The sequence below is a fragment of the Cupriavidus sp. WGlv3 genome (assembly GCF_023952475.1).
In the GTDB taxonomy this organism is placed as follows: domain Bacteria; phylum Pseudomonadota; class Gammaproteobacteria; order Burkholderiales; family Burkholderiaceae; genus Cupriavidus; species Cupriavidus phytorum.
Map to the genome: position 1 here is coordinate 162,974 of NZ_JALHRX010000006.1, position 24,489 is coordinate 187,462.

Consider the following 24,489-nt stretch of genomic DNA (forward strand, 5'->3'; position numbering starts at 1 on the left):
GCACGGCGATCTCGTGCGGCTGGTCCTGTCACTTTGACGCCAGGCGCATGGGCACCGTTCTCTGTGCTCGCAGCCCGGAAAGCGCAGCGGCATGGCAACCCGCCCGCGGCTCGATGCTGCGCGGCGCGCCGTGCGTTGGGCACGGCGCGCCAGGTCTCGCGCGGGCTGCGTCCCCGGTCTGCATTCCCTCAGGCCGCATCCCGCCGCGCCGCCCCCCGATACTGCGCCAGCAGCGTCTCGCGCCGCACCGCCGCCGCGGCCATGCTGGCCTCCTTCACGTGACCGTAGCCACGGATATCGTCCGGCAGCGCGGCCAGGGCCAGCGCGGTGTCGAGGTTGTCCGCGCTCAGTGACCCCGCGAACTCTTCGACCATGGCCAGGTAGTCGCTGACCAGCGCACGCTCGGCGCGGCGCTCGGCGGTCTTGCCGAAAACATCCAGCGCAGTGCCGCGCAGACCCTTCAGGCGCGCCAGCAGGCGGAATGCCGTCATGGTGCGGGGACCGAAGCGACGCTTGAGCAGATGGCCCTTGGCGTCAGTCTTGGCCAGCAGCGGCGGTGCCAGCCAGAAATTGAGCTGGTAGTCGCGGCCGGGCTCGCCTTCGAACTGCGCGCGCAGCTTGTCGAGGAAGGCCGGGTCGGTGTAGAGGCGCGCCACCTCGTACTCGTCCTTGTACGCCATCAGCTTGGCCAGGTTGCGGGCCACGGCCTCGGTCAGCGGCAGTTTGCGGTCGATGCCGAGTTGCTGCTCCGCGGCGCGGATGCGGCCAACGGCGTCGCGATAGCGCGCGGCATAGGCGGCGTTCTGGTAATCGGTCAGCATCGCCTCGCGCTTGCGGATCAGCGCGTCGAGCGTCTGCGGCATCGCCATGACCTGCGCGCTGGCGGCGGCCGGCGCAGCCGGCAGCAGCGCCCTGACCGCGCCCTCGCCGTGGTGGGCGAGGTAACGGCCCCATTCGAAAGCGAGGCGGTTCTTGTCCACCGACACGCCATTGAGTTCGATCGCGCGCACCAGGCTGGCGTGCTGCAACGGGATCCAGCCCTTCTGCCAGGCATAGCCCAGCAGCAGCGGGTTGGAATAGATGGCGTCGGCCAGCAGGGTCACCGCCCAGGCGCTGGCGTCGAAGAAGGCGCAAGCCTCGCCCACGCTGGCGCGCAGGTCCTGCTCGGCGCTGGCGCCGGGGAACTTCCACTTCGGGTTCTTGATGAACTCCGCGGTGGGGGTGTTGGCGCTGTTGACCACGGCGGCGGTCAGGCCGTGCCGGACCTTGGACAGCACTTCGGCCGAGGCCGAAACGATGGCGTCGCCGCCGATCACCAGGCGCGCCTCGCCGGTGGCGATGCGGGTCGCATGCAGGTGCTCCGGAGCGGATGCGATCTGCACGTGGCTGATCACCGCCCCGCCCTTCTGCGCCAGGCCGGCCATGTCGAGCACGGTCACGCCCTTGCGCTCCAGGTGCGACGCCATGCCCAGCAGCCCGCCGATGGTGACCACGCCCGTGCCGCCCACGCCGGTGACCAGCACGCCGTAAGGCCGCTCCAGGGCGGGCAGCCGCGGCTGCGGCAGCGCCGCGAAGTCGGCGCCGCTGCCCTTGCCGGCCGCCGCCGCGGGCTTGCGCACCTGCGCGCCCTCGGCCGTGACGAAACTCGGGCAGAAGCCGTTGACACAGGAGAAGTCCTTGTTGCACGACGACTGGTTGATCCTGCGCTTGGTGCCGAGCTCGGTCTCGAGCGGCTCCACCGACAGGCAGTTGGACTTGGCCGAGCAATCGCCGCAGCCTTCGCACACCGCGTCGTTGATAAAGGCGCGCTTGGCCGGATCCGGATAGGTGCCGCGCTTGCGGCGGCGGCGCTTCTCGGTGGCGCAGGTCTGGTCGTAGATCAGGATGGTGACGCCTTCGGTGTCGCGCAGCTCCAGCTGCACGGCATCGAGCTGGTCGCGATGGAGCACCGCCACGCCGGACGGCAGCATCGCACCATCCCCGTACTTGGCGGGCTCGTCGGTGACCACCACCAGCTTCTTCGCACCCTCGGCCAAGACCTGGTGCGCGATCTGCGGCACCGTCAGCACGCCGTCGATGGGCTGACCGCCGGTCATCGCCACCGCGTCGTTGAACAGGATCTTGTAGGTGATGTTGGCCCGGGCCGCAATCGACGCGCGGATCGCCAGCAGCCCCGAATGGAAGTACGTGCCGTCGCCCAGGTTGGCGAACACGTGCTTGTCGTCGGTGAAGTGCATCTGCCCGGTCCACGCCACGCCCTCGCCCCCCATCTGGCTGAAGGTCTCGGTATTGCGGTCCATCCACAAGGTCATGTAGTGGCAGCCGATGCCGGCCAGTGCGCGCGAGCCCTCCGGCACGCGCGTCGAGGTATTGTGCGGGCAGCCCGAGCAGAACCACGGCTTGCGCTCCACCGCGATGCGCGGCTGCGCCGCTTCGCGCTCCTTGGCCTCGATCAGCGCCACGCGCGCGGCGATGCGCGCGCGCACCTCGGCCGGCAGGTCGAAGCGTTCCAGCCGGCGCGCGATGGCCTTGGCGATCAGCGCCGGCGACAGCTCGTAGTGCGCCGGCAGCAGCCAGTCGCCGCGCGGCACCGACCACTCGCCGCCGTCGTTGCCGCGCTGGTCGAACTTGCCGAAGACCTTGGGGCGCACATCCTCGCGCCAGTTGTACAGCTCTTCCTTCAGCGCGTATTCGAGGATCTGGCGCTTCTCTTCGACCACCAGGATCTCTTCCAGGCCGGTGGCGAATTCGCGCGCGCCGTGCGCCTCCAGCGGCCACACGCAGCCGACCTTGTAGACGCGGATGCCGATGCGGGCGCAGGTGTCGTCATCCAGGCCCAGGTCCACCAGCGCCTGGCGCACGTCCAGGTACGCCTTGCCGGCGGTCATGATGCCGAAGCGCGCGTTGGGCGAATCCAGCACCACGCGGTTCAGGCGGTTGGCGCGCACGTAGGCCAGCGCCGCATACCACTTGTGATCGAGCAGCCGCGCTTCCTGTTCCAGCGGGGAATCGGGCCAGCGGATATTGAGGCCGCCCGCCGGCATGGCAAAGTCCTGCGGCAGCGCGACCTGCACGCGGTTTGGGTCGATCTCGACCGAGGCGGTCGACTCGACCACGTCGGTGACGCACTTCATCGCCACCCACAGCCCCGAATAGCGGCTCATGGCCCAGCCATGCAGGCCGTAGTCCAGGTATTCCTGCACGTTGGCGGGGTACAGCACCGGGATGCCGGCCGCCTGCAGCACGTGCTCGGACTGGTGCGCCACGGTGGAGGACTTGGCGGCATGGTCGTCGCCGGCCAGCAGCAGCACGCCGCCATGGCGCGACGAGCCGGCGGAGTTGGCGTGCTTGAGCACGTCGATGGAGCGGTCCACGCCCGGCCCCTTGCCATACCACATCGAGAACACCCCATCGCGCCTGGCGCCGGGGAACAGGTTGACCTGCTGGCTGCCCCATACCGCGGTGGCGGCCAGGTCTTCGTTGACGCCCGGCTGGAACACCACGTCGCTGGCCGCCAGATGCTGCTTGGCCTTCCACAGCGCCTGGTCGACGCCGCCCAGCGGCGAGCCGCGGTAGCCCGAGATAAAGCCGGCGGTATTGAGCCCGGCGGCGCGGTCGCGCGCTTTCTGCAGCATCGGCAGGCGCACCAGCGCCTGCACGCCGCTCAGGTAGACACGGCCCTGGTCCAGAGTGTACTTGTCGTCGAGGCTGGCGCTGGCCAGGGCTTCGAGCAAGGCGGGATTGAGCGGGGCATTCACGATGTGGGTCTCCGGGCTTCGTTCTGGTTGCTTTATTGCTGTCCGAAGGAGTGTAGAAATCGGCGCGGTCATCGTAAAATCATGAATTCCAACACCTGATATCTGCAAAACGGATACCTCGGAGACATCATGTTCAAGGCGCGCGAAGGTTCGGAAAGACTGGCCAAGGAAGTCACGCTGCGGCAGTTCCGCTATTTCGTCGCGGCGGCGGAAACCGGGCAGTTCTCGATGGCGGCGACCGCCGAGCACGTGTCGCAGTCGGCCGTGACCAATGCCGTGCTGGCGCTGGAGCAGCGCCTGGGCGTGCGCCTGTTCGAGCGCCGGCCGCATGGCGTGACGCTGACCGCCGAAGGCCACCTGTTCTTCCAGCATGCGCGCCAGATCCTGGATTCGGTCGAAGACGCGCTGCGCGAGCCACGCTTCCAGGTGCACGGGCTGCAGGGCAGCGTGCGGCTGGCGGCGTCCTACACCGTGCTGGGATATTTTTTGCCGGGATTGCTGGCGCGCTTCCGCACCAACTATCCGGATATCGAACTGGATCTGCTCGACATGGACCGCCCCGACATCGAGCGCGCCGTGCTGGCGGGCGAAATCGAGTTCGGCATCGCGCTGCTGTCCAACCTGGAGAAGCCGCAGCGCTTCCAGCGCCATACGCTGATGCGGTCGCGGCGCCAGCTATGGACCTCGGCCAGCCATCCGCTGCTGGAGGTGGAGCGGCCTTCGCTGCGCGATATCGCGGCGTATCCGTACCTGCTCATCACCGTCGACGAGGCCGAGGACTCAACGCTGCGCTACTGGCGCAGCCACCGCCTCGCGCCCAATATCGCCTTCCGCACCGGTTCGATGGAAGCCCTGCGCGGGCTGGTGGCGCATGGCTTCGGCGTCACCGTGCTGTCCGACATGGTGTATCGGCCCTGGTCGCTGGAAGGCAAGCAGATCGAGGCCCGGCCGATTGCCAATGCGGTGCCCGACATGGAGGTCGGCATGCTGTGGCAGCCCGGCCGCAAGCTGGGCAAGCCCGCCGATGCGCTGCGCGAATTCCTGATCCACGCTTGCGGCAGCTGAAGCGCGCAAGCGTGTGGCGGGCCGGCTTGCCCCGGCTCGGAGCCTTTAGTTCAGCGTGGCGCCTGCCTGCTTGACGATGCGCGCATGCTTGTCCAGCTCGTTCCTGAAGAACGGCACCGCCGCGTCGGCGCCGGTGCCCGTCACCACCAGCCCTTGCGCCGACAGTTGCTCCTGCACTTCGCGTTCGCGCAGCGTGGCCTGGATCTTCGCCTGGAGGTCCTGCACACCAGGCTTCGGCATGCCCGCGGGGCCGACGATCGCCAGCCACGCATCGAAGCTGTAGCGCGGCACACCCGATTCCGCCAGCGTTGGCACCTCGGGCAGCGCCGGCACCCGCTGCGCGGTGGACACGGCGATCGCCCGCAGCTTGCCCGCCTTGATCAGCGGCAGCACCGCCTGCACGGTGAGGAAGCCCATCTGCACCTGGCCGCCGACGAGGTCGGTGGTGTAGTTGCCGGCCCCTTTGTACGGCACGTGGCGGATATCCACCCTGGCCTCGCTGGCCAGCAGCTGGCCGGCCAGGTGCAGCACCGTGCCGTTGCCGGACGAGCCGTAGTTCAGTTCGCCCGGCTTCGACTTCAGCAGCGCGAGCAGTTCCCGGGTGTTGTGCGCGCTCACCGCCGGATTGACCACCAGCACCAGCGGCAGCGTGCCGATCACGGTGATCGGCGTGATGTCCTGCAGCGCGTCATACGGCAGGCTCTTGTAGATAAACGGGTTGATGACGTGGTTCGACGAGATCAGGCCCAGCGTCGAGCCGTCTTTCGGCGCGCGCACGATCTGCTGGGTGCCGGGCACGCCGCCGGCCCCGGCAATGTTTTCCACCACCACCGACTGGCCCAGCTGCTTGCCCAGCGGCTGGCTCAGCGCGCGGGCCACGGCATCGGCCTGCGAGCCGGGCTGGGTCGGCACGATCAGCCTGAGCGGCTTGCCATCCTGCGCATGGGCTGGAACTGCCTGGCCGCCAAGCATTGCCAGCGTGGTCAGGGCCGCAAGCGCCTTGCACGCCTGTCGAAACAGCGAGATCTGCATGGTTTGTCTCCGTGGGTCGAATCGACCGTGAATCGCACCGTGGACGGTGGCTTTGGCACGGAGTGTAGGGTTGCGACGCGGCGGTGGCCGAGTGCTAATCCGCTGGACCGGGTATCTCAGCCCGGCATAGCGTCAGTTCCAGCCTTTGGCTGCAGCGCCTCGATCATCGCGGCAATCGCCCGCAGCCGCGGCTGCTTGTATGGCGCATAGATGCGCAGCTGGCGCTGGCGCCACGGTTCATCCAGCGGCACGCGCACAAAGCGCCGCGTTCCGGCATAGGCCGCGCCGGCACTGGCCGGCAGCACGGCAATGCCCAGCCCCGCCTCCACCATGCGGCAGGCCGCTTCGAAACTGGAGACCGCCACCCCCTGGTTAAACGGCAGGCGCAGGTTGGCCGCCTGCTCGCGCAGGTCCTGGTCGAGCGCGCCGCCCGGCTGCACCACCACCAGCGGATGCTCCAGCACCTCGGCATAGCGCATGCGCTTGCGCCGGGCCAGCGCATGCGACGACGGCACCACCACATTGAGCGGATCGCTGCCAAAGGCCCATGATTCCAGCCCGCCCGGCGTCTTGGCCGCGACGCCGATGCCGATGTCGGCGCGGTCATCCAGGCAGGCACGTAGCGTTTCCGCGGTGGAGCGCTCGTACAGCGCGATCTCGACCAGCGGATGCGCCGCCTTGAACGCATGCAGGCGCTCCGGCAGGAACCCGATGATTGCCGAGGGGCTGGCCGACACCCGCACCACGCCGGCGACCCGGTCGCCCAGGTCCTGCACCTCGCGCGCAAAGCTGGCGATGTCCTGGTTCAGCTTGCGCCCCAGTTCCAGCGCGCGGGCGCCGGCATCGGTCAGCACCACGCCGGCGGGCGAGCGCACGAACAGCACCACCCCCAGGCTGCGCTCCAGTTCCGCGATGCGCCGGCTCAGCGCCGACTGGGCGATATGCTCGGTTTCGGCCGCGCGCTTGATCGAGCCCTCGCGGGCCGCGGCCAGGAACAGCTGGATGTTGACGGGATCGATGCGGTGCATGGGTCAGTGCGCCCGGGTGGGCAGGCCGGAATGTCGCCCGATACTAACCTTGCGGCGCACACTGAGCATGATCCCCGCGCATGACTATCGGGTTTACCCTGATATGTTTGACGCAGATAGCCGCGATGCCGCATCAGCGCTTCGTTCGCGCGCGCCAGGGCCGGTAGAGTTGCGCCGAAATGCCTTCGGAGACCTGCATGAGCGCCATCGGGGCCACGGCCCGCATCCTGTTCCTTGCCGACTCGGCGTCGGCCATGACGGCACAGCTGCAGGGGCAGCCGATGACGCTGGCCACCGCCGGCGCGTTGCGCGACGACGTTTCGACGGACGAGATCACGCCGGTGCCGATCCTGACGCACTATGACGACGCGCTCGGCCGCTTTCCCTATACCGGCTACAAGGTCGACGGCGCCTGCCCGGTCCCGGCCGGCGCGATCCGCGATGGCGGCTTCACCGTGACCGTCGCCGGCAACCGCTACGGCAAGGGCTCGTCGCGCGAGCATAGTCCGGCGGCGGAGAAGCTGGCCGGCATCCGCCTCGTCATCGCCCGCAGCTTCGAGCGCATCTACCGCCAGAATGCCGACAACATCGGCCTGTTCACCTCGACCGACTTCAGTCTGCTCACCCGGCTGGAGCAAGGCGAACCCATCGACGCGGACACGCTGGTGGCCGGGCGCGACGCCCTCGCCGCGGCCATCCTGCGGCATGGCGGCCTGCTCAGGTTCGGCCAGGCGTACCTGAGCGACGTGGAACCCGCGCCCTCCGGCCACCCCGGCGGCCCGCAGACCCTGTTCCAGAAAATCGTGCAACGCCATCTGCTCACAACGCCGGTGACGCCGGAGCGCCCGGTCGCGGGCGACGGCATTTTCGTGCGGGCCGACTGGCGCTTTATCCACGAGTACTACACCGGCATGTGCGCGCACATGCTGCACGCGGCGTTCGGCAAGCCGCTGCAGCTCAGGGATGCCGACCGCATCGTGGTGTTCGAAGACCACACCTCCTATGTCGGCGAAAGCCCGGCCCATGTGCGCGGCGGGCTGGTCGACAACGTCGCCCGCATGTGCGCGGCGCAACGTGACTTCGTGCGCGACTACCAGCTCCGGTGCCATCGCACGCTGACCGAGGACGAGTCCCGCGGCGCCGCGGTCGCGCGTGCGGCCGGCATCTCGCACGCCATGATGGCCGAGCGCTATGCCCTGCCCGGGCAAGTCGTGGTCGGCACCGATTCCCACACCCCGCACAGCGGCGCGCTGGGCTGCGTGGCATTCGGCGTCGGCACCACCGACATGGCCAATGCCTTCGTCACCGGCGCGGTGCGCATGACCCTGCCGCAATGCCTGCTGGTGCACCTGCACGGCGTGCTGGCGCCGGGCGTCACCGCCAAGGACGTGGTGCTGCACCTGCTGGCCCGGACCGACATCAAGGCCGGCGCCGGCGTCGGCAAGGTGTTCGAGTTCACCGGCCCGGTGGTCGGCGCGATGTCGATCGACGAGCGCGCCACGCTGACCAATATGTGCGCCGAGCTGGGCGGCTTCACCGGCATCGTCGCCCCCGACGCCGAGACCGTGCGCTTCCTGAAGGAACGGCGCGGCATCGATTTCGAGATCGAGCCCTGGATGCGCAGCGACGACGGCGCCGCGTTCGCCGCCACCCTCGACCTCGACTGCGGCACGCTCGAACCCATGGTGGCCCGCCCCGGCGATCCGGGCAACGGCATGCCGCTCGCCGCGCTGACGCAGCGGGTGCCCGTGGACATTGCCTACGGTGGCTCCTGCACGGCCGGCAAGCGCGAGGACTTCGACTGGTATCACCAGGTCCTGCACTGGGCCGTGCAGCGCGGCCTGCGCCTTGCGCCGCAGGTCACGCTCTACCTGCAATTCGGCACCACCGACGTGCGCGACTATTGCATCCGCCAGGGCTACATGGAGACGTTCCACGCCATCGGCGCGCGCATCCTGCAGCCGTCGTGCGGCGCCTGCGCCAACTGCGGCCCGGGGTCGTCGGAGCGGCCGGAGCAGGTGACGGTCAGCTCGATCAACCGCAACTTCCCCGGGCGCTCCGGTCCAGGGCAGGTCTGGCTGGCCAGCCCGCCAACGGTGGCGGCCAGTGCGATATGCGGGGAACTGGTGTCGTTCGAGGAGTTGCGGCGGCGCTATGCCAACGGTACGGCGTAGGCAGCCTGCTGCCGGGCCGCACCGCAGCCGGCATCAGCCGCCCGGACCCGCCTTCGCATAGTCCATGCCGAAGTCCGCCAGGCAGTGCAGGTTTTGCGCCCGGATTGCATCCGTCATAAAGTCGACGAACACGCGGATGCGCGACGGCAGGTGTTGCCGGCTCAGGAAGCAGAGGTAGTGGCCGCGATCGTCCGGCGCATGCCGGCCCAGCGCGGTGACCAGCGCGCCACGGGCGATCAGCTCGCACACCTGGTAGCCCGCCATCTGTGCCAGGCCCATGCCGTCCAGCACTGCCGCCAGCACCAGGTCGGGGTCGTTGAAGGTCAGCCTTGCGGTGGGCAGGACCTTGCGCAGGTGCCCGTCGACCTTGAACTCCCATTCCAGCACGCGCGCGCCACCGACACGGGTATGGATGCATTCATGCCGGGCGAGATCGTCCAGCGTCAGCGGCAGGCCGTGCCGCGCGGCATACGCCGGCGACGCGCACACCGCCATCTGCATCGGGATCAGTTGCCTGGCGATGATGCTGGAGTCCTCGATACGCCCGTTGCGGAACGCCACGTCGATCTTCTCCGCCGCAAAATCCAGCGGGCGGTCGTCCAGCAGCAGGTCGAGCGAGATCTCCGGATAGGCTGCCGAGAACCGCGTCAGCAGCGGCGCCACCACCTTGCGCCCGAAGCCGGTGGCCGCGCTGATGCGCAGCAAGCCGCTCGGCGGGCCCTGGCGCAGCGCCAGCATGTCGTTCATGGCTTCGACGATCTGCGCCACGCCCTGGTGGCAGTTCTCGAAGAAGCGCTCGCCCTCGCGCGTCAGCCTGGTGGAACGCGTGGTGCGCAGGAACAGCCGCGTGCTGAGCTGCGCTTCCAGCTTCTGCACATTGCGGCTGACCGCGGAGCGGCCGATGCCCAGCCGCTCGCCCGCCCTGGAGAAGCTGCCTTCGGTGGCGACCGCCATGAAGGCGATGATGCCGGCGTAGCTGGCCGCGAAACTGGCGGACAGGCCGTCCGCGCGCTCGGGCGCGCGGTCGGTCGCACCCTCGCGCCGGCCGTGCTGCAGCGCCCGTTGCAACAGGCCGGATGTGTCCATGTCCGGGCCGGCGCGCCTGGCGGGGGACGCCGGACGGAGATCGGGAACGACGATGTCCATGTCAATGCCTTTCGGCGCAATGCCAGGGTTCAGGTCCACGCTGGGCGGTGCGTGACCATGCCGGGATCTTAATGACCCGCCGCGGGCCGGGTAAATGCCAGATGCCCCTCGATTTCTGCCAGCCGGCTGCCGCGATACGCAACAATGCAGACATGGCGATGCGCCAGACCCTGGCCGCAGCCGCTTCGTGCCGCAGGCGCCGCACGACGCGCGACAGCCGCCGTCGCGCCTTGCCGCGGATCGCGCGCCTGGCATAACATCGACCGACTTTCGCGATCCTTGCCATGGCCCCTTCCGCATCCGCGCCCGCCGCACACGACTCTGCCCCGCCGTTCGACCACCATCCGCGCGGCCTGCTGTTCGTCGCCTTTCCCGGCATGAGCGTGCTGGACCTCACCGGGCCGCAAACCGCGTTCTGGGCGGCGTCGCGCTACGCGCGCGAACGGGGCCTGGCCGGCTACCAGATTTACCTGGCCAGCGAGCATGGCGGCCTGACCGCCTCGGCAGAAGGCACGTCCGTGGATACTTTGCCGCTTGCGGCCATCGACCTGCGGCGTATCGACACCATTGTCCTGCCCGGCGCACCCGGGATGCTCACCCTGCTGGACAGCGCCACCTCCCTGGTCGCCTGGTTGAAGCAAGCCGCCGCCCAGGTGCCCCGCGTCGCCTCGGTCTGCAGCGGCGCCTTCCTGCTGGCGCAGGCGGGCCTGCTCGACGCCAAGCGCGCAGCCACGCACTGGGCCATGCATGCGGCGTTCCGCGCGCGCTTTCCCGCGGTCACGCTGGACCCGGACGCCATCTTCGTGCGCCAGGACCGGATCTGGACCTCGGCCGGCGTGACCACCGGCATCGACATGGCGCTGGCGCTGGTCGAAGACGACTACGGCCACGATATCTCGCTGAGCGCGGCGCGGGAACTGGCGGTCTTCATCAAGCGCCCCGGCGGCCAGCCCCAGCTCAGTGAAATGCTGCTGACGCAGAGCCGGCAGGTGCCGTTGTTCGAGGCCCTCCATCTCTGGATCGTCGAAAACCTGTCGCGGGAAACGCTCTCGGTCGAGCAGCTAGCCGAGCAGGCCGGCATGAGCCCGCGCAACTTTGCACGGGTGTACAAGCAGCAGACCGGCCGCACGCCCGCCAAGGGGGTGGAGCATTTCCGGCTGGAAGCCGCGCGGCGGCTGCTGCAGGACCCCCACCGTCCGGTCGACCAGATCGCCAGGCAGTGCGGCTTTGGCAGCGAGGAACGGATGCGGCTGACGTTCCAGCGCCACCTTGGCCTCTCGCCGAGCGCGTACCGCGCCGGGGTTACCGGCTGAAAACCTCCTTGCCGCAGCCTGGCGATTGGTGCGGGACGGGAAACAGCGTGCATCCGCCCGCGGCGCTACCGCGTCGATCCTCGCTCACCTAGCATGGGACATGGGTCGACGGCCCATCCCTTCCAACCGAACCGAGGTGCGTGATGAAGATCGTTGTGATTGGCGGTACCGGACTGATCGGCAGCAAGGTCGTGGCCCGGCTTGCCGCGCAGGGCCATGAAGTGGTGGCGGCATCGCCCCAGACGGGCGTGAATGCGCTGACCGGCGAAGGCCTCGGGCAGGCGCTTGCCGGCGCAAAGGTGGTCGTGGACGTGGCCAATTCTCCGTCGTTCGCCGACGATGCCGTGCTGCATTTCTTCGAGACCTCGGGCCGCAACCTGGCGGCGGCGGAGAAAGCCGCAGGGGTCAGGCACCATGTGGCGCTGTCGGTGGTCGGCACCGACAAGCTCGCCCAAAGCGGCTACTTCCGCGGCAAGATCGCGCAGGAAGCGCTGATCCGCAACGCCGGCATCCCCTACACCATTGTCCGTTCCACGCAGTTCCTCGAATTCCTCGGCGGCATCGCCGAAGCGGGCGCCGACGGCGACGCGATCCGCCTGTCGTCCGCGTCGATCCAGCCGATCGCTTCCGACGACGTGGCCGAGGCCGTGGCCGACCAGGCGCTTGCCGATCCCGCCAACGGCATCGTCGATATCGCCGGGCCGCAGCGCTTTGCGCTGAGCGAGCTGGTGCAACGGTATCTCGAAGCCACCGATGATCCGCGCAAGGTGGTCGTCGACGCCCAGGCCCGCTATTTCGGCGCCGAGCTGGACGATGGCACGCTGGTTCCGGAGGGGCCCGCGCGGCTGGGCAAGACCAGCTTCGAGGCATGGCTGCGAAAGCGCCAGCAAACGCGCGCCTGATCCCAGGGCCGGCCCATGGCGAACCGGAAGCTGCAAGCCCCGCCGTTGAGCCTGCTCGACAAATATCGCGGGCCCGGCTTCGATCCGATCTACACCACCACCGTCACCGTCACGGGTGGCGAAACCGGACACGGGCGCGCCTCAGGCGTGGCTCGCTCCGATGACGGCAACCTCGTCATCGACCTGCGGCTGCCGGCCGCGCTGGGAGGGCCGGGCAACGGTACCAACCCCGAACAGCTGTTCGCCGCGGGCTATGCCGCGTGCTTCCACGGCGCCCTGCACCTGCTGGCCAGACGCGCCGGCCTGCACATCGACAACATCGCCGTGGAAGTCGAAGTCGCCTTCGGCCGCGACCCGGTGGACGGCGCCTATGCGCTGTCCGCGGATGTCCGCGTCAGGATGCCGGGCGTGGCCCGGGCGCTGGCCGAAGAACTGGTGCGCAATACCGAGCGCTTCTGCCCCTATGTGAAGATGGCCCGGCAAGGCATTGCCAGCGTCGTGGCGGTGGCGGACTGACGCAGCTGGTCCGATACCTGCCGCCACGACGCGCCGGCAGTACCTTAGTCGGCAATGGCTTCCAGCGCCCTGCCGCGGGTTTCGATGCCGAACCGGAGCACGATTGCCGCCGCGGCAAGGAAACACAGCGCGCCCAGACAGAACACGCCAGCTTGCCCCGCGACGGGCAGCACCAGACCCACCAGCGTCGGCCCCAGCAGCGAGCCGATGCGCCCCACCGTCGAAGCCATGCCACAGCCAGAAGCGCGAGCGCGCGTGGGATAGAGCTCCGGCGTGTAGGTATAGAGAACCGCCCACATGCCGAACATGAAGAACTGCATCATGCCGCCGGAGAGGAATAGCGCCAGCGGCTCCGACGCCGAGCCAGCGACCCGACCATAGATAAAGACCATGCACGCCCCACCGACCAGCGTCGCCACGCAGGCAGGCTTGCGTCCCCAGCGCTCCACCACCCACGCCGCCCAAAGGAAGCCCGGAATCCCGCCGATCGAGATGTACACCGTGTACAACACGGACTTGGTCACATCCAGCCCGGATTGCTGCAGCAGCGCGCCGATCCATGTATTGAGGCCATAGAACCCCAGCAGGGCAAAGAACCACAGCCCCCAGACAGTCAGGGTCCGGCTGCGGTACGCGCGCGACCACAGCACGCGCAATCCCGTCGCCTCCGGCTCCGCCGCCGCAGCCGCCGGAGTGACTTCCGGCAATGCATCAAGCTTCATCCGCCGCATCACCGACTGCTCGATACGGTCGACGATCGCTGCGGCTTCCGCATGGCGCCCCTGCGATTCCAGCCAGCGCGGAGACTCGGGCACGAAGCGCCGAACCACGATCAGGAAGAGCGCCGGCACCGCACCAAGCAGGAACATCGTGCGCCAGGTATAGGCGCTCAGCACGTAGTACGACATCAGGCCAGCGCAGATGAACGCGATCGGCCAGTTGCCGTCCATCAATGCCAGGTACTTGCCGCGCTGCCGCGCCGGAATGAACTCCGACATCAGCGTCTGTGCCAGCGGCAGTTCCATGCCCATGCCGATTCCGAGCAGGAGCCGGTATGCGCCTAGTTCCATGGGGTTGCTCGCGGTCGAACAGAGATAGCTGCCCACGCCCCAGATGATCATGCTGACCTGGAACACGGGCTTGCGTCCGAACCTGTCGGCAAGCATTCCCGAGCTGAGCGCGCCGACGGCCATGCCGACAAAGCTGGCGCTTCCCAGCATGCCCGCTTGCGCAGCGGTCAAGCCAAACTCCGTGCGTATCGAACCCAGCAAATACGTCATCATGGCCAGGTCGAGATTGTCAAAGAAGAAGGCCAGCGCAATGATTGCAAACAGAAGGCGGTGATACCCGCATACGGGCAGCCGTTCCAGGCGGTCGCCGGTGCGCACGCGCATCAGCTCGAGAGGGGTGTGCTTCATCTTGTCTCCAGTCGTTCTAGTGCCAGTGCTCTATGGCACTGGCGGCAAGCGATAACGCGTGGCTGCGCCATCGTTCGCTACTGTCGCTCGCGGGCGAGTGCGCGACGCGCGCCGGAACGCCAAGGTCTGTCTCGCAGGCGCCAAGGCATTGGAGGCGCTCCGAAGCCACCGGACATAAAAAAAGAGGCGCCGAAGCACCTCTTCATGTCATGCGATGGCGAGCCCTACTTCCCCGCAAACCGATGGGGATCGAACGCTTCCGGCGGCAGACCGGACAGCGTCGCACCGGACTGAAACGGATAGCGCAGGTACGGCGCGCGCGGCTGCCCTGGCGGCGAATACTGTCCGTCAGCGAGGATGCGCTTCTTCGCGCTCAACTCGCGGATCTCGCAGCGATAGGCCACGATCTGGCTGGCCGCGCCATCCTCGATCGGCGAGTAGTCCTTCTCGGGCCGGAACTTGTCCAGCGCCTGGTACTGGTGCGCACGCACCTCATCGGTACTGTCACGCAGCCGGACTTCACAGCGCGCAATGACGCTGAAATACTCGAGGCTGGTGTTCTGGCCCTTTGGCGCCTTCAACAAGGCCACCGGCCGATCGATTTCGATCGTGACCAGCGGGTTCGCCCGGATCGCCGTGGCAAGCTTGCCGAACCTGGAACTGTGGATCAGGAACGCGTCTCCGGTAAAGGTAAAGCTCTGCGCGGTGATGTAGGGGTAAGGCTCGTCATGCACCGCAACCCGGCAGATCAGCTCGTTCTTCAGGAAGGCTTCAATGGCCGGCCAGTCGGTCCAGGCGAGGTCGGTCCGGCGCATCTCGCTGCGCAGGTAGGCAGGGGTCGTGCTAGTCATGGTGTGGTCTGCTGGGTGGGTTCAAGAAGCCGCATCTGCGTGCGTTCCGGTCCTAGTCCGATGCCGCGCAAGGGTCGACCGATGGCCTGCGCCAGCCATTCGAGCAGCGCTTCAAGCTGCGGGGGCAGCGGCGAGGCGGGATTCGTCGGTATGGCGTCGTGCGCGAACGCCGGAAACTGCAACACGCGCTGGCTTGCGCTACCGGCCTCGCCAGCGACGACTGGAATGCAACGCTCGGGCGTATGGGAAAAGGCAGCCAGGCTGTCGCATTTGTTGAGATACACCTCGTCGACGCCGGCCTGCTGTATCGCGAGCCGCAGTTGCTCAACGTCAAGCAGGCCCACGCGCCGTGGCCGGCCGGTGCCGGTGCCGTACTCGTTCGCCAGCATCCGGATGGCCACGCCGGTCGAGAACGCATCCGCTTCGGCAAGCAACTTGAGCGGATCGTGGCTGGCCGCTTCGTCGGCGCGGCCGCGGCCCGCGTGTGCCGCCGCGGCGCAGTACGCCTCGGAACGCTGCCCGCCCAGTTCGTTCGGCAGCGGGCCGTTGCCGACCCGGGAGACGATGGCCTTGGCCACGCCGATGGTCTTGCGGTGATACCGGCACGGCAGATCTCCACCTACGTAGGCATAGGCGGGGAGCGTATGGCTGGACGTGACCCACGGCTGGATGCCATGCACCACATCCAGCATCACCGACTGCGCGCCCTCGAACAGTACCCTTGCACCGGCCTCGACCCGCCGCAACAGCGCGACAGCATCATTCGTCACGAACGGCCGAACCACCCTCCACGCGCGGCGCATGCCGTCCACCATCGCCGCTATGGCCTCGTCATCGTCGTCGGCCTGCGATGCCAGCCGGGTCATCAGTTCGAACACGCGGTCCTCGTCACACCACAGGTCGCGCAACTGGAACGCAACGCGCTCGGCGCCCTGTATCCGGGCCGCCATATCGGCGTAGCACGGACCGATGCCGTTGCCGGTGGTGCCGATCCGTGCACCATCGCGGCGGTCCGCCAGCACATGCCGCGGCTGAACCAGCGGACACCTGTCGCTGATTGTCAGCCGTCCCTCCAGGCTGATACCTTGGGCGGCCAGCATCGCAATCTCGGATGCCAGCTGCTGCAACCCGACCACGCAGCCCGAGCCGATGTAAAGCGCAACGCCCGGGTGCAGCACCCCAGAAGGCACTTGCCGCAGCCGCAGCGCACCGGCGGGCGTGGCGATGGTATGTCCGGCGTTGGCCCCGCCATTGAAACGCGCAATCACGTCATACTCGGCAGCGAGGTGATCAACGATTCGGGCCTTGCCCTCGTCGCCATATTGCAGGCCCACCAGGACGTCGGCGTAGCCGGCCCTTGTCGCGGCGCCCATCGCCTAGGCGTCCAGCGCAAAGGTTGCCTCGATCTCGACCGGGGCACCGAACGGAAGGCTCGCCACGCCGAGCGCAAGGCGGGCGTGGCGCCCGCGCTCGGCAAAGATCCGGTTGAGAAGCTCCGACGCGGCGTTGATCACCAGCGGCGCATCGTTGAAACCCGGATCCGTTGCAACGTAGCCGCCTACCCGCACGATGCCCCGGATCCGTTCGAAATCGCCATCGGTTGCGGCGGCCACCCAGCCCAGCAGGTTGGCCAGGCAAAGCCGTGCCGCCGCCTGCGCCGCTTCGACGCTGACCGCGCCGGGAACCTTGCCGACAAACACGGGATTGCCGTCCTGCAGCGGCAGCTGTCCCGATATCGTCAGCAAGCCACGGTGCAGCGTGTACGGGACATAAAGCGCCTTGGGCATTTCGGCGGCAGGCAGGACGATGCCCGCTGCCTGGATACGATCCATCACTGACATACTCACTCCTCGACTTGGACAAATGCCGACGGAGCAAGCACGGTGCTGGCCATCCGGCGGCACCTAGACTGTGCCGCAGGGCCCATGCCTCGATTCGCGCCTTGACGCCAGTTGATGTCGCGCAGATGCCAACCGGCAGCCTGACGCCTACTCGCCGGTCCGGTCGCGGAAATACTCGGTGGGGGTCATGCCAAGCGCTCGTCTGAACATGGCGCTGAATGCGCTTGGACTCTCGTATCCAAGCTGCAGTGCGATGTCCGTGACATGGCACCCCTCGGCAAGCAGGCGAACCGCGGCCATTAGCCGCGCCTGCTGCTTCCAGCGGCTGTATGTCATCCCCGTTTCTTCCGGAAACAGACGGATGATGGTCCGCTCGCTGGCGCCAACCGAGCGGCTCCACGTCTGGACCGAGGTCTCGTCCGAGGGATCGTCGAGAATCTTCGCGCAGATCTTGCCCAGGCGTGGGTCCCGGGGCATTGGCAGATGCAGCGGGACCACCGAAAGCGGACGCAACTCCTGCAGCAGAAGCTGCACCACCAGGCCGTCGCGGCTGCCTTCGTCATAGGCCAGCGGCATGCGCACGGCGGCCGAGATCAGCTCGCGCAGCAGCGGCGGCACCGCGACCACGCAACAGCCGTGCAACTCGCCCGGTACGGCATCTTCGCGGACGTAGATGGTGCGCATCTCGACATCGCCGCACGCCTGCATGGCGTGCTTGATGTTGCAAGGCACCCAGACGGCGCGCTGGGGCGGCACCACCCACGAACCGAAGTCGGTGGTGACCAGGATAGCCCCCACGTAGGCATAGATCAGTTGCGCGCGCGGATGCGAATGCGGGGCGATATAAAACCCATCCTTCAGCTTGCGCGCCATGCCGCCGACCGGCTGCGCTATCGCCTGGTAGTCATCGCGGTTCTCGCTTTTTCCGAACATGGCGTCTTTGCGATAGTGGTTGTCATCCAGCGGCGCGCGCCGCAAAACGCGGATACGTATCTTTGGCCGGACGCGACAAGCGTCGCAACGACCCAATGGTATCGAAGCATCGATCCCAACGTCTGGAGCCAAATTTAATGTCAGTGTATCGAAACTTCAACCAGGAAGAACTGGACCAGCAGTACAACGTCAGGGCTGGAATCCCCGGGTTCCAGGACATCTTCAAGCGATGGGACGACACCAGCGCCACGTTCCGTCGCAACCATCTGGTCAAGCCCGATCTTGCGTATGGTGCACACGCTTTGCAGGCGCTCGACTTCTTCCCGGCAGCCACCGCAAAGCGCCCGCTGCTGGTCTTCATTCATGGCGGTTATTGGCAATCGCTGGACAAGTCCGACTTCAGCTTCGTTGCCGCGCCCTACCTGCAGCGCGATATCAACGTCGCGGTGGTGAACTACCGCCTGGCACCGGATGTGGGCATGGCCGAAATTGTCCGCGACAATCAGGAGGCAGTGGCATGGCTCTACCGGCATGCCGACGAACTGGGATTCGATCCGGATCGCATCTTCTTGTCCGGCCACTCAGCCGGCGGCCATCTCACCGCCACGCTGGCGGCAACGGACTGGGCTGCCTTCGGCGTACCGGCGGATATCCTCAAGGGAGGTTGCGCGATCAGCGGCTTGTATGACCTGGAGCCGATCCGGCTGTGCTACCTCAACCAGGTGGTCGGTCTGACCGAGGCGGACGTTGCCCACTACAGCCCGATCCATCATGTCCCGAAAGCCAAACTGCCCATGATCCTGACCGTCGGCGGCGATGAATCGCCGGAGTACCACCGGCTGCAGCGCGAATACCAGGCGCTGCTGGGCGAATGCGGCTTCGCCGTGCAGGTGGTGGTGCAGGAGCGCGGCCACCATTTCGATGCGGTCGACCTGCTGGGCGAAGCCGAAGGTCCACTGGCCGACGCGGTGTTGCGGATGATTGCGCGCGCCTGAGGCATCGGCCGGAGATCGCGGCACAAGCCAGCAAACGCGCCATCAGCTTTCACGGCTGCGACAGCGCGAACTCGTAATCTGAAGTATCGAGCCTGGAGACGCGGTACTCGACGCGCTCGTTCTGGTAGGACGACGCCACCCGCAGGATCTTCAGCATCGCGGTGCCGACGGGGATGCCCAGCAGTTCATGGTCTTCCGCGTCGGCCAGCGCGGCCCGCAGGCGCTCTTCGGTGCGGATGATGTTGATGCCGAAGACGTCCTGGTAGAAGTTGTAGAGCGTGTTCGGCCGCTCGCGCAGCAGCTTCTCGGTGAGCGCCCGGAAGCGTTCCGCCGGGACGGTGATGGCGTCGATCATGACCGCGCGCCCTTCCAGCGACAGCACGTTGGTGAAGCGGAACACGGCTTCGCCGAGCGGCAGGCCCAGCGCCGCGGCTTCTTCCTTGTCGGCCTTGGCGCGGCGGAACTTTGCCAGCTGTACCGTCGGAAACTCGCGGTACCCGTCCTGGCGCACGATGCGGAAGAAGCGGAAGAAGTGGTCTTCCTGCCGGTGCGTCGCGACGAAGGTTCCCCGCCCCTGGTGGCGGATCATGATGTTCTCGGCCACCAGTTCGTCGATGGCCTTGCGCAGCGTGCCGATGGAGACGCCGAAGCGCTCGATCAGCTTGCGCTCAGACGGAATCGCCTCGCCCGGCTTCCACTCGCCCTCGGCCAGGGCGGCCAGGATGGCGTGCTTGACGTCCTTGTAGAGCACGCCGCCGATGGCTGCGCCGGCTTCGAATCTGGAACCCACGTTAGTGTCCTTTGCAACGCCGCCTGCGGGGCGGCCGGCCGATCCATGACTGACTCATATAGATAAGACGAATCATACTAAAGCCGGCCGCCAGGCCCGCACCCCGGCCTCCCGGGCGCGGCGGCGCGACGCGCCGCTATTCGACCCGGATGTGCTTCTCCTCGATCAGCCGGGCCCAGCGCGTCACCTCGCCGCTGAAGTAGTCGGCAAACGCGGGCCCGCCGGCCGCGGGGCTGAAGCCCGCGCTGACGATGCGCCCGCGCACCGACTCGGCCGCCAGCATGCGTGCGACCGAGGCGGCCACCTTGTCGACGATCGGCCGGGGCGTGCCCGCCGGCATCATCAGGCCGGTCCAGTTCTCGACGATCAGCTCCGGATAGCCGGCCTCGGCCACGGTCGGCACGTCGGGCAGCAGCGGATGGCGCTCGCGCGTGGTCACGGCCAGTGCGCGCAGCTTGCCGCCTTTCACATAGGCGAGCGACTCGGGGAAGTTGGAGAAGACCACGTCGATCTGGCCGCCGATCAGGTCGGTCATCGACGGCGCGCCGCCCTTGTACGGCACATGGGTGAAGCTGGTGCGGGTCTGGCTTTCGAACAGCGCCAGCGTCAGGTGCGGCGGCGTGCCGTTGCCGCTGGAGCCGGCGTTCAGCTTGGACTGCTGCGCCGCCGCGGCGAGATCCCTCATCGACTTGATCGGCGAGCTGGCCGGCACCACCACCATCATCGGCGACGAGGCGATCCGCGCCACCGGCACCAGGTCTTTCTGCATGCTGAACGGCAGCTTGGGGAACAAGGTCACGTTGGACGCGTGCGTCAGCGTCACCGCCAGCCAGGTGTAGCCGTCGGGCGGTGCCTTGGCGACCTGCTCGGCGCCGATATTGGCATTGCCGCCCGGCCGGTTGTCCACCACGATGGGCTTCTTCCACTCTTCGGAGAGCTGGTGGCCGACCATGCGCGCCATGATGTCGGTGAGGCCGCCGGCCGCGAACGGGACCACGTACCGGATCGGCTTGCTCGGAAAGTCCGCGGCGGCGGCATCGCTGCCGCCCTGCGCCGCGGCAGGCCGTGGCGCCAGCGCAGCGAGGGCCGATACAACTGACAAGGCAAGCAGCACGCGGTTCAGGTGCCTGCGCGCGCCGCACATCAAGCGTCGATCCATGATTTGTCTCCGGTAGTTATGGCCGGCCCATCTAAGCGTGGGTCCGTTGTGAGGAAATCAATGCGGGGCGCCAACCTCCTCGCCCGCCAGCAATTGCAGTTCACGCCACAGCGCGTCGGGCACGTCGACGCCGTGCGCTGCCGCCTGCGCCTGCGCGGTTACACGGCGGTCGCCCGGCACGCGTGTGCCTTCGTCGTCCAGCATCGCGGCCAGCAGCGCTTCCACGCGCGCGGCGTAGACCTGCGAGCCGGCGAAGGCGCCGGGGTCCAGCACGAAGAACAACTGGCCGATGCGCGGACGGTTGCCCGCGTCGCTGAAGAAGGAATCGGCCTCGGCGCCGAACTGCGCCCCGGCCAGCGACGTCACCAGCAGCTCCACCAGCAACGCCAGCATCGCGCCCTTGACTCCACCCGCCGGCAGCATCGAGCCGCGCAGCGCGGCCTGGGCGTCGGTGGTCGGCTGGCCGGCCTCATCCAGCGCCCATCCGACCGGTATCGGCTTGCCGTGCTTCGCCGCCACCATGATCTTGCCGCGCGCGACTTCCGACAGCGACAGGTCGATCACCACCGGCGCGTGGCCCTGCCGCGGGAATACCGCCGCAACCGGGTTGGTGCCGAACAGCGGTCGCTTGCCACCCCACGCCGGCATGGCCGCGGGCGAATTGCCCATGGCCATGCCGACCATGCCGGCGCGCGCCACGGCCTCCAGTGGCAGCGCGGCGGCGCCGAAGTGATGGCTGTTGGTGACCGCGGCCACGCCGACGCCGGATGCGCGCGCGCGTGCCACGGCTTCGGCGATGGCCAGGTCGCACGCCGCGAAGGCAAAGCCGCAGCGCGCGTCGACCAGCACCGCGCTGGCGCGCGTGCCCTGTACCGTCGGCTCGGCGTTGCCGTCGACCCGGTCATGGCGCAGGTGCGCCACGTACATCGGCACGCGCGAGACCCCGTGCGACGGCAGCCCCGCTGCATCAGCCCGCACCAGCGCCGCTGCCGTCGCCTGCGCCTGCAGGGCGCTGGCCCCTGCCCGGCGCAGGCCCGCGGCAGCCACGCGCTCCAGTTCCTGCAACGCAATCCGGCTCATGGCATCTGCTCCAGCGATTGCCGCACCTCGCGGGCGATCATCATCGATACGCGCGCATTGGCTTCGCGCGTCACGCCACCGACGTGCGGTGTCAGGATCAGGTTGGGCACGCCCCGCAGCGCGCTGCCCGCGGGCAGCGGCTCGCTGTCGAACACGTCCAGCGCGGCGCCGGCGAGGTGGCCGGCCCGCAGCGCATCGGCAAGCGCCGCCTCGTCCACCACGCCACCGCGCGCGGTATTGACCAGCACCGCGCCGGACTTCATCGCCGCCAGGCGGCCGACATCGATCAGGTTGCGCGTGGCCGCCACCAGCGGCACATGCAGGCTGACCGCGTCCGCCTGCGCCAGCAGCGCGTCGAGCGGCACGCAGGCCACCCCGGTGGCGGACCAGACCGGATCATCGGCCGGCAACATCGGATCGCTGGCAATGACCTCCATGCCGAAGGCGCGCGCCAGCGCAGCGGTCTGCCGGCCGATGTCGCCAAAGCCGATCAGGCCCAGCGTCTTGCCCAGCGCCTCCCGGCCCTCCGACAGCCTGGCCCGCGGCCACTGGCCGTCCGCCACCTCGGCACTGGACAGGTAGGCGCCGCGCAGCAGCACGGCGGCCGTGGTCACCACGTACTCCGCCACCGAACGCGCATTGGCCCCGGCCGCGGGTATCACGCGAATACCGCGTTCGCGGCAGGCGGCGACGTCGATATTGTCCAGCCCCACGCCGAGCCGCCCCACCACCCGCAAGGCCGGCGCGCTGGCGAGCAGCGCTGCGTCCACCTGGGTCCGGTTGCGCACCACCAGCGCGTGCGCCCCGTCAAGGACCTCGAGCAACTCGCCGCGGCGATCGACCCAGCCCGGCTCGTAGCGCAGGTCGAAGCCGGCGCTCAGCGCCTGCACCGCGGCCGGATCCATGAACTCGCTGATGCAGATGCGCTTCATCATGCCGACTCGTGGATGCGGGTCAGCACGAACTCGCGATGGCCGAGCGCCTCGGCCGCGGTCCAGCGGCCGTTGATGGTGGCCAGCATGCATTCCAGCAGCTTGTCGCCGGTCTGGTCCAGCGTCTGCTCGCGCTGCAGCAGGCCCGAGCAATCGACGTCCATGTGCTCGCTCATCAGGCGCACGGTGCGCGGGTTGGCGCACAGCTTGATCACCGGCACGATCGGGTTGCCGATCACGTTGCCCTGCCCGGTCGGGAAGAAATGGACCACGTAGCCGGCGGCCGCGCACAGCGTGACCATCTCGGCCGCGGCGGAAGACGAGTCCATGAACCACAGCCCCGGATGCGTCGGCGCCTCGGCCTTGTCGAGCACGCCGTCGACGGTGCACTTCTTGCCGATTTTCTGGATATTGCCCAGCGCCTTCTCTTCGATGGTAGTCAGGCCGCCGGCGATATTGCCCTTGGTCGGCTGCGACTCGGACAGGTCGGAGGTCTTCCAGCGGTCGATCATGCCCTGGTAGCGCTCGAACATCGCCATGAACTGGTGGCGCACGTCGTCGTTGGCGCAGCGCGCCGCGACGATATGCTCGCCGCCGGTCAGCTCGGAAGTCTCGCCGAACACCAGCGTGGTGCCCAGCGGATGCAGCTTGTCGAAGGCGTTGCCGACGGTCGGGTTGGCGCCGCAGCCCGAGGTGGTGTCCGATTCGCCGCACTTGGTCGACACCCACAGCTCGTTGATCGGACACTCCACGCGGTGCAGCGCGGTGGCGTATTGCACGAACTCGCGCGCGGCCCTGGAGGCGCGCATGATGGTGTCGTGGTCGCCGTGGCCCTCGATGCCGAAGCCGACCACCGGCTTGCCGGTCTGGGCGATGCCATCGACCACTTTCTTGGTCCAGCCCTCCTCGATACCGATCACCACCACCGCGGCGACGTTCGGGTTGCTGCCCGCGCCGATCAGCGTGCGGAAATGCAGGTCCAGGTCCGGCCCGAACTGCAGGCGGCCGTACGGATGGGGAATCGCCATGGTGCCCTTGATCGCGGCGGCGACGGCCTCGGCGGCGGCGTTGGACAGGTCGTCCAGCGGCAGGATGATGACGTGGTTGCGCACGCCGACGCGGCCATTGTCGCGGCGGTAGCCCCAGAAGGTGGTGTTTTGGTCGATCACGGACATGACGTGGATCCTTGGATGCGCGATGGAAGCGGAATTGAAGCGGAATGAAGGCGAATGGAACACAGGCGCGGCGCGCCCGGCTTACCAGCGCTTGGTCTTGATGTTGTGGACGTGGGCGTGCTGGCCGGCCTTGATCGGCGCCACCACCTTGCCGATGTCGATGCCGTACTTGTAGACCGTCTCGTTCACATCCATGTCGCGCAGCGCCACCTTGTGACCGATGGGAATCGGCTGCAGCGCGGTCACGGTCACGATCTTGTCTTCGTCCATGATCCAGGCATTGAGCTGGGTGCCGGGCTGGATCCCTTCCACCACGGCCACCGCGACGGTGTCCTTGGCGTCATGAAGCACTACGTGAATCATCGTTGTCTCCTCTCTCTG

The 24,489-nt window shown here is 68.0% G+C and carries 22 protein-coding genes; 6 read left to right on the forward strand and 16 right to left on the reverse strand.

All coding sequences use genetic code 11. The features are described from left to right. Positions 1-188: 188 nt before the first annotated feature. Positions 189-3,758 (reverse strand): indolepyruvate ferredoxin oxidoreductase family protein, encoded by a 3,570-nt coding sequence (locus tag MKD38_RS13175; protein WP_252677428.1) that lies wholly within the window; start codon positions 3,756-3,758, stop codon positions 189-191. A gap of 129 nt (positions 3,759-3,887) precedes the next feature. Here MKD38_RS13175 and MKD38_RS13180 point away from each other — a divergent pair, with 129 nt between their 5' ends. Beyond that, on the forward strand, positions 3,888-4,823 hold the full coding sequence (locus MKD38_RS13180) for a LysR substrate-binding domain-containing protein (protein WP_018007449.1): 936 nt from the start codon (positions 3,888-3,890) through the stop codon (positions 4,821-4,823). Positions 4,824-4,868: 45 nt separating this feature from the next. On the opposite strand, the gene MKD38_RS13185 is transcribed toward MKD38_RS13180, so the two are convergent. Then, on the reverse strand, positions 4,869-5,855 hold the full coding sequence (locus tag MKD38_RS13185) for a Bug family tripartite tricarboxylate transporter substrate binding protein (RefSeq protein ID WP_252677429.1): 987 nt from the start codon (positions 5,853-5,855) through the stop codon (positions 4,869-4,871). A 116-nt stretch (positions 5,856-5,971) separates the two neighbouring features. After that, positions 5,972-6,883 carry a LysR family transcriptional regulator gene (locus tag MKD38_RS13190; RefSeq protein ID WP_252677430.1) on the reverse strand — a complete coding sequence of 304 codons (912 nt, stop codon included), beginning with the start codon at positions 6,881-6,883 and terminating at the stop codon, positions 5,972-5,974. Positions 6,884-7,080: 197 nt separating this feature from the next. Here MKD38_RS13190 and MKD38_RS13195 point away from each other — a divergent pair, with 197 nt between their 5' ends. Beyond that, the gene (locus MKD38_RS13195; protein WP_252677431.1) at positions 7,081-9,057 is read left to right on the forward strand and encodes an aconitase family protein; all 1,977 of its coding nucleotides are present in this window, start codon (positions 7,081-7,083) and stop codon (positions 9,055-9,057) included. Between the two features lie 33 nt (positions 9,058-9,090). Here MKD38_RS13195 and MKD38_RS13200 read toward each other — a convergent pair whose 3' ends face one another. Further along, entirely contained in the window at positions 9,091-10,143 is a 1,053-nt protein-coding gene (locus MKD38_RS13200) for a LysR family transcriptional regulator (RefSeq protein WP_371925689.1), read from the reverse strand. A gap of 61 nt (positions 10,144-10,204) precedes the next feature. Then, positions 10,205-10,489, reverse strand: coding sequence for a hypothetical protein (locus tag MKD38_RS13205; protein ID WP_252677434.1), 285 nt, complete (start codon positions 10,487-10,489; stop codon positions 10,205-10,207). Between MKD38_RS13205 and MKD38_RS13210 the strand changes: the two genes are divergently transcribed. The 3 genes from MKD38_RS13210 to MKD38_RS13220 all read left to right on the forward strand — a co-directional run bounded on the left by MKD38_RS13210 (position 10,488) and on the right by MKD38_RS13220 (position 12,934). Then, positions 10,488-11,516: a GlxA family transcriptional regulator gene (locus MKD38_RS13210; protein ID WP_252677436.1), complete on the forward strand. Its 1,029-nt coding sequence runs from the start codon at positions 10,488-10,490 to the stop codon at positions 11,514-11,516. The genes MKD38_RS13205 and MKD38_RS13210 overlap by 2 nt on opposite strands. Before the next feature lie 143 nt (positions 11,517-11,659). Continuing rightward, positions 11,660-12,418: an SDR family oxidoreductase gene (locus MKD38_RS13215; RefSeq protein ID WP_252677439.1), complete on the forward strand. Its 759-nt coding sequence runs from the start codon at positions 11,660-11,662 to the stop codon at positions 12,416-12,418. A gap of 15 nt (positions 12,419-12,433) precedes the next feature. Continuing rightward, positions 12,434-12,934 (forward strand): Ohr family peroxiredoxin, encoded by a 501-nt coding sequence (locus tag MKD38_RS13220; protein ID WP_252677440.1) that lies wholly within the window; start codon positions 12,434-12,436, stop codon positions 12,932-12,934. Between the two features lie 44 nt (positions 12,935-12,978). On the opposite strand, the gene MKD38_RS13225 is transcribed toward MKD38_RS13220, so the two are convergent. The 5 genes from MKD38_RS13225 to MKD38_RS13245 all read right to left on the reverse strand — a co-directional run bounded on the left by MKD38_RS13225 (position 12,979) and on the right by MKD38_RS13245 (position 17,977). Further along, positions 12,979-14,352, reverse strand: a complete 1,374-nt coding sequence (locus tag MKD38_RS13225) for an MFS transporter (protein WP_252677441.1) — start codon at positions 14,350-14,352, stop codon at positions 12,979-12,981. A gap of 224 nt (positions 14,353-14,576) precedes the next feature. Then, positions 14,577-15,203, reverse strand: coding sequence for a pyridoxamine 5'-phosphate oxidase family protein (locus MKD38_RS13230; RefSeq protein ID WP_252677442.1), 627 nt, complete (start codon positions 15,201-15,203; stop codon positions 14,577-14,579). Further along, positions 15,200-16,576 carry an adenylosuccinate synthetase gene (locus MKD38_RS13235; protein WP_252677443.1) on the reverse strand — a complete coding sequence of 459 codons (1,377 nt, stop codon included), beginning with the start codon at positions 16,574-16,576 and terminating at the stop codon, positions 15,200-15,202. Before MKD38_RS13235 ends, MKD38_RS13230 begins: the two co-directional genes overlap by 4 nt. Positions 16,577-16,579: 3 nt before the next feature. Further along, complete coding sequence (locus MKD38_RS13240) at positions 16,580-17,044, reverse strand: RidA family protein (RefSeq protein ID WP_252677444.1); 465 nt, start codon at positions 17,042-17,044, stop codon at positions 16,580-16,582. 147 nt (positions 17,045-17,191) lie between these two features. Continuing rightward, on the reverse strand, positions 17,192-17,977 hold the full coding sequence (locus MKD38_RS13245) for an AraC family transcriptional regulator (protein WP_252677445.1): 786 nt from the start codon (positions 17,975-17,977) through the stop codon (positions 17,192-17,194). 137 nt (positions 17,978-18,114) lie between these two features. On the opposite strand from MKD38_RS13245, the gene MKD38_RS13250 reads away from it, so the two are divergent. Further along, entirely contained in the window at positions 18,115-18,972 is an 858-nt protein-coding gene (locus MKD38_RS13250; RefSeq protein WP_252677597.1) for an alpha/beta hydrolase, read from the forward strand. A gap of 49 nt (positions 18,973-19,021) precedes the next feature. On the opposite strand, the gene MKD38_RS13255 is transcribed toward MKD38_RS13250, so the two are convergent. The 6 genes from MKD38_RS13255 to MKD38_RS13280 all read right to left on the reverse strand — a co-directional run bounded on the left by MKD38_RS13255 (position 19,022) and on the right by MKD38_RS13280 (position 24,471). Further along, positions 19,022-19,762, reverse strand: a complete 741-nt coding sequence (locus tag MKD38_RS13255) for a GntR family transcriptional regulator (protein WP_252677446.1) — start codon at positions 19,760-19,762, stop codon at positions 19,022-19,024. Positions 19,763-19,898: 136 nt separating this feature from the next. Continuing rightward, the gene (locus tag MKD38_RS13260; RefSeq protein WP_252677448.1) at positions 19,899-20,921 is read right to left on the reverse strand and encodes a Bug family tripartite tricarboxylate transporter substrate binding protein; all 1,023 of its coding nucleotides are present in this window, start codon (positions 20,919-20,921) and stop codon (positions 19,899-19,901) included. A 57-nt stretch (positions 20,922-20,978) separates the two neighbouring features. Continuing rightward, positions 20,979-22,001 carry an Ldh family oxidoreductase gene (locus MKD38_RS13265; protein WP_252677450.1) on the reverse strand — a complete coding sequence of 341 codons (1,023 nt, stop codon included), beginning with the start codon at positions 21,999-22,001 and terminating at the stop codon, positions 20,979-20,981. Next, the gene (locus MKD38_RS13270) at positions 21,998-22,933 is read right to left on the reverse strand and encodes a hydroxyacid dehydrogenase (RefSeq protein WP_252677598.1); all 936 of its coding nucleotides are present in this window, start codon (positions 22,931-22,933) and stop codon (positions 21,998-22,000) included. The genes MKD38_RS13265 and MKD38_RS13270 overlap by 4 nt, the downstream gene beginning before the upstream one ends. Beyond that, complete coding sequence (locus MKD38_RS13275; protein WP_111520429.1) at positions 22,933-24,108, reverse strand: UxaA family hydrolase; 1,176 nt, start codon at positions 24,106-24,108, stop codon at positions 22,933-22,935. The genes MKD38_RS13270 and MKD38_RS13275 overlap by 1 nt, the downstream gene beginning before the upstream one ends. An 81-nt stretch (positions 24,109-24,189) precedes the next feature. Then, on the reverse strand, positions 24,190-24,471 hold the full coding sequence (locus tag MKD38_RS13280) for a UxaA family hydrolase (protein ID WP_012355675.1): 282 nt from the start codon (positions 24,469-24,471) through the stop codon (positions 24,190-24,192). Between the last annotated feature and the right edge of the window lie 18 nt (positions 24,472-24,489).

Bases quoted from the DNA above. Each gene is read 5' to 3' on its own strand.
- MKD38_RS13215 (WP_252677439.1), top strand. From the start codon at position 11,660: ATGAAGATCGTTGTGATTGGCGGTACCGGACTGATCGGCAGCAAGGTC.
- MKD38_RS13235 (WP_252677443.1), bottom strand. From the start codon at position 16,576: ATGGGCGCCGCGACAAGGGCCGGCTACGCCGACGTCCTGGTGGGCCTG.
- MKD38_RS13220 (WP_252677440.1), top strand. From the start codon at position 12,434: ATGGCGAACCGGAAGCTGCAAGCCCCGCCGTTGAGCCTGCTCGACAAA.
- MKD38_RS13250 (WP_252677597.1), top strand. From the start codon at position 18,115: ATGTCAGTGTATCGAAACTTCAACCAGGAAGAACTGGACCAGCAGTAC.
- MKD38_RS13275 (WP_111520429.1), bottom strand. From the start codon at position 24,108: ATGTCCGTGATCGACCAAAACACCACCTTCTGGGGCTACCGCCGCGAC.
- MKD38_RS13260 (WP_252677448.1), bottom strand. From the start codon at position 20,921: ATGGATCGACGCTTGATGTGCGGCGCGCGCAGGCACCTGAACCGCGTG.
- MKD38_RS13200 (WP_371925689.1), bottom strand. From the start codon at position 10,143: ATGGACACATCCGGCCTGTTGCAACGGGCGCTGCAGCACGGCCGGCGC.
- MKD38_RS13195 (WP_252677431.1), top strand. From the start codon at position 7,081: ATGAGCGCCATCGGGGCCACGGCCCGCATCCTGTTCCTTGCCGACTCG.
- MKD38_RS13210 (WP_252677436.1), top strand. From the start codon at position 10,488: ATGGCCCCTTCCGCATCCGCGCCCGCCGCACACGACTCTGCCCCGCCG.
- MKD38_RS13180 (WP_018007449.1), top strand. From the start codon at position 3,888: ATGTTCAAGGCGCGCGAAGGTTCGGAAAGACTGGCCAAGGAAGTCACG.
- MKD38_RS13245 (WP_252677445.1), bottom strand. From the start codon at position 17,977: ATGTTCGGAAAAAGCGAGAACCGCGATGACTACCAGGCGATAGCGCAG.
- MKD38_RS13190 (WP_252677430.1), bottom strand. From the start codon at position 6,883: ATGCACCGCATCGATCCCGTCAACATCCAGCTGTTCCTGGCCGCGGCC.
- MKD38_RS13240 (WP_252677444.1), bottom strand. From the start codon at position 17,044: ATGTCAGTGATGGATCGTATCCAGGCAGCGGGCATCGTCCTGCCTGCC.
- MKD38_RS13205 (WP_252677434.1), bottom strand. From the start codon at position 10,489: ATGGCAAGGATCGCGAAAGTCGGTCGATGTTATGCCAGGCGCGCGATC.
- MKD38_RS13265 (WP_252677450.1), bottom strand. From the start codon at position 22,001: ATGAGCCGGATTGCGTTGCAGGAACTGGAGCGCGTGGCTGCCGCGGGC.
- MKD38_RS13185 (WP_252677429.1), bottom strand. From the start codon at position 5,855: ATGCAGATCTCGCTGTTTCGACAGGCGTGCAAGGCGCTTGCGGCCCTG.
- MKD38_RS13225 (WP_252677441.1), bottom strand. From the start codon at position 14,352: ATGAAGCACACCCCTCTCGAGCTGATGCGCGTGCGCACCGGCGACCGC.
- MKD38_RS13230 (WP_252677442.1), bottom strand. From the start codon at position 15,203: ATGACTAGCACGACCCCTGCCTACCTGCGCAGCGAGATGCGCCGGACC.
- MKD38_RS13280 (WP_012355675.1), bottom strand. From the start codon at position 24,471: ATGATTCACGTAGTGCTTCATGACGCCAAGGACACCGTCGCGGTGGCC.
- MKD38_RS13270 (WP_252677598.1), bottom strand. From the start codon at position 22,933: ATGAAGCGCATCTGCATCAGCGAGTTCATGGATCCGGCCGCGGTGCAG.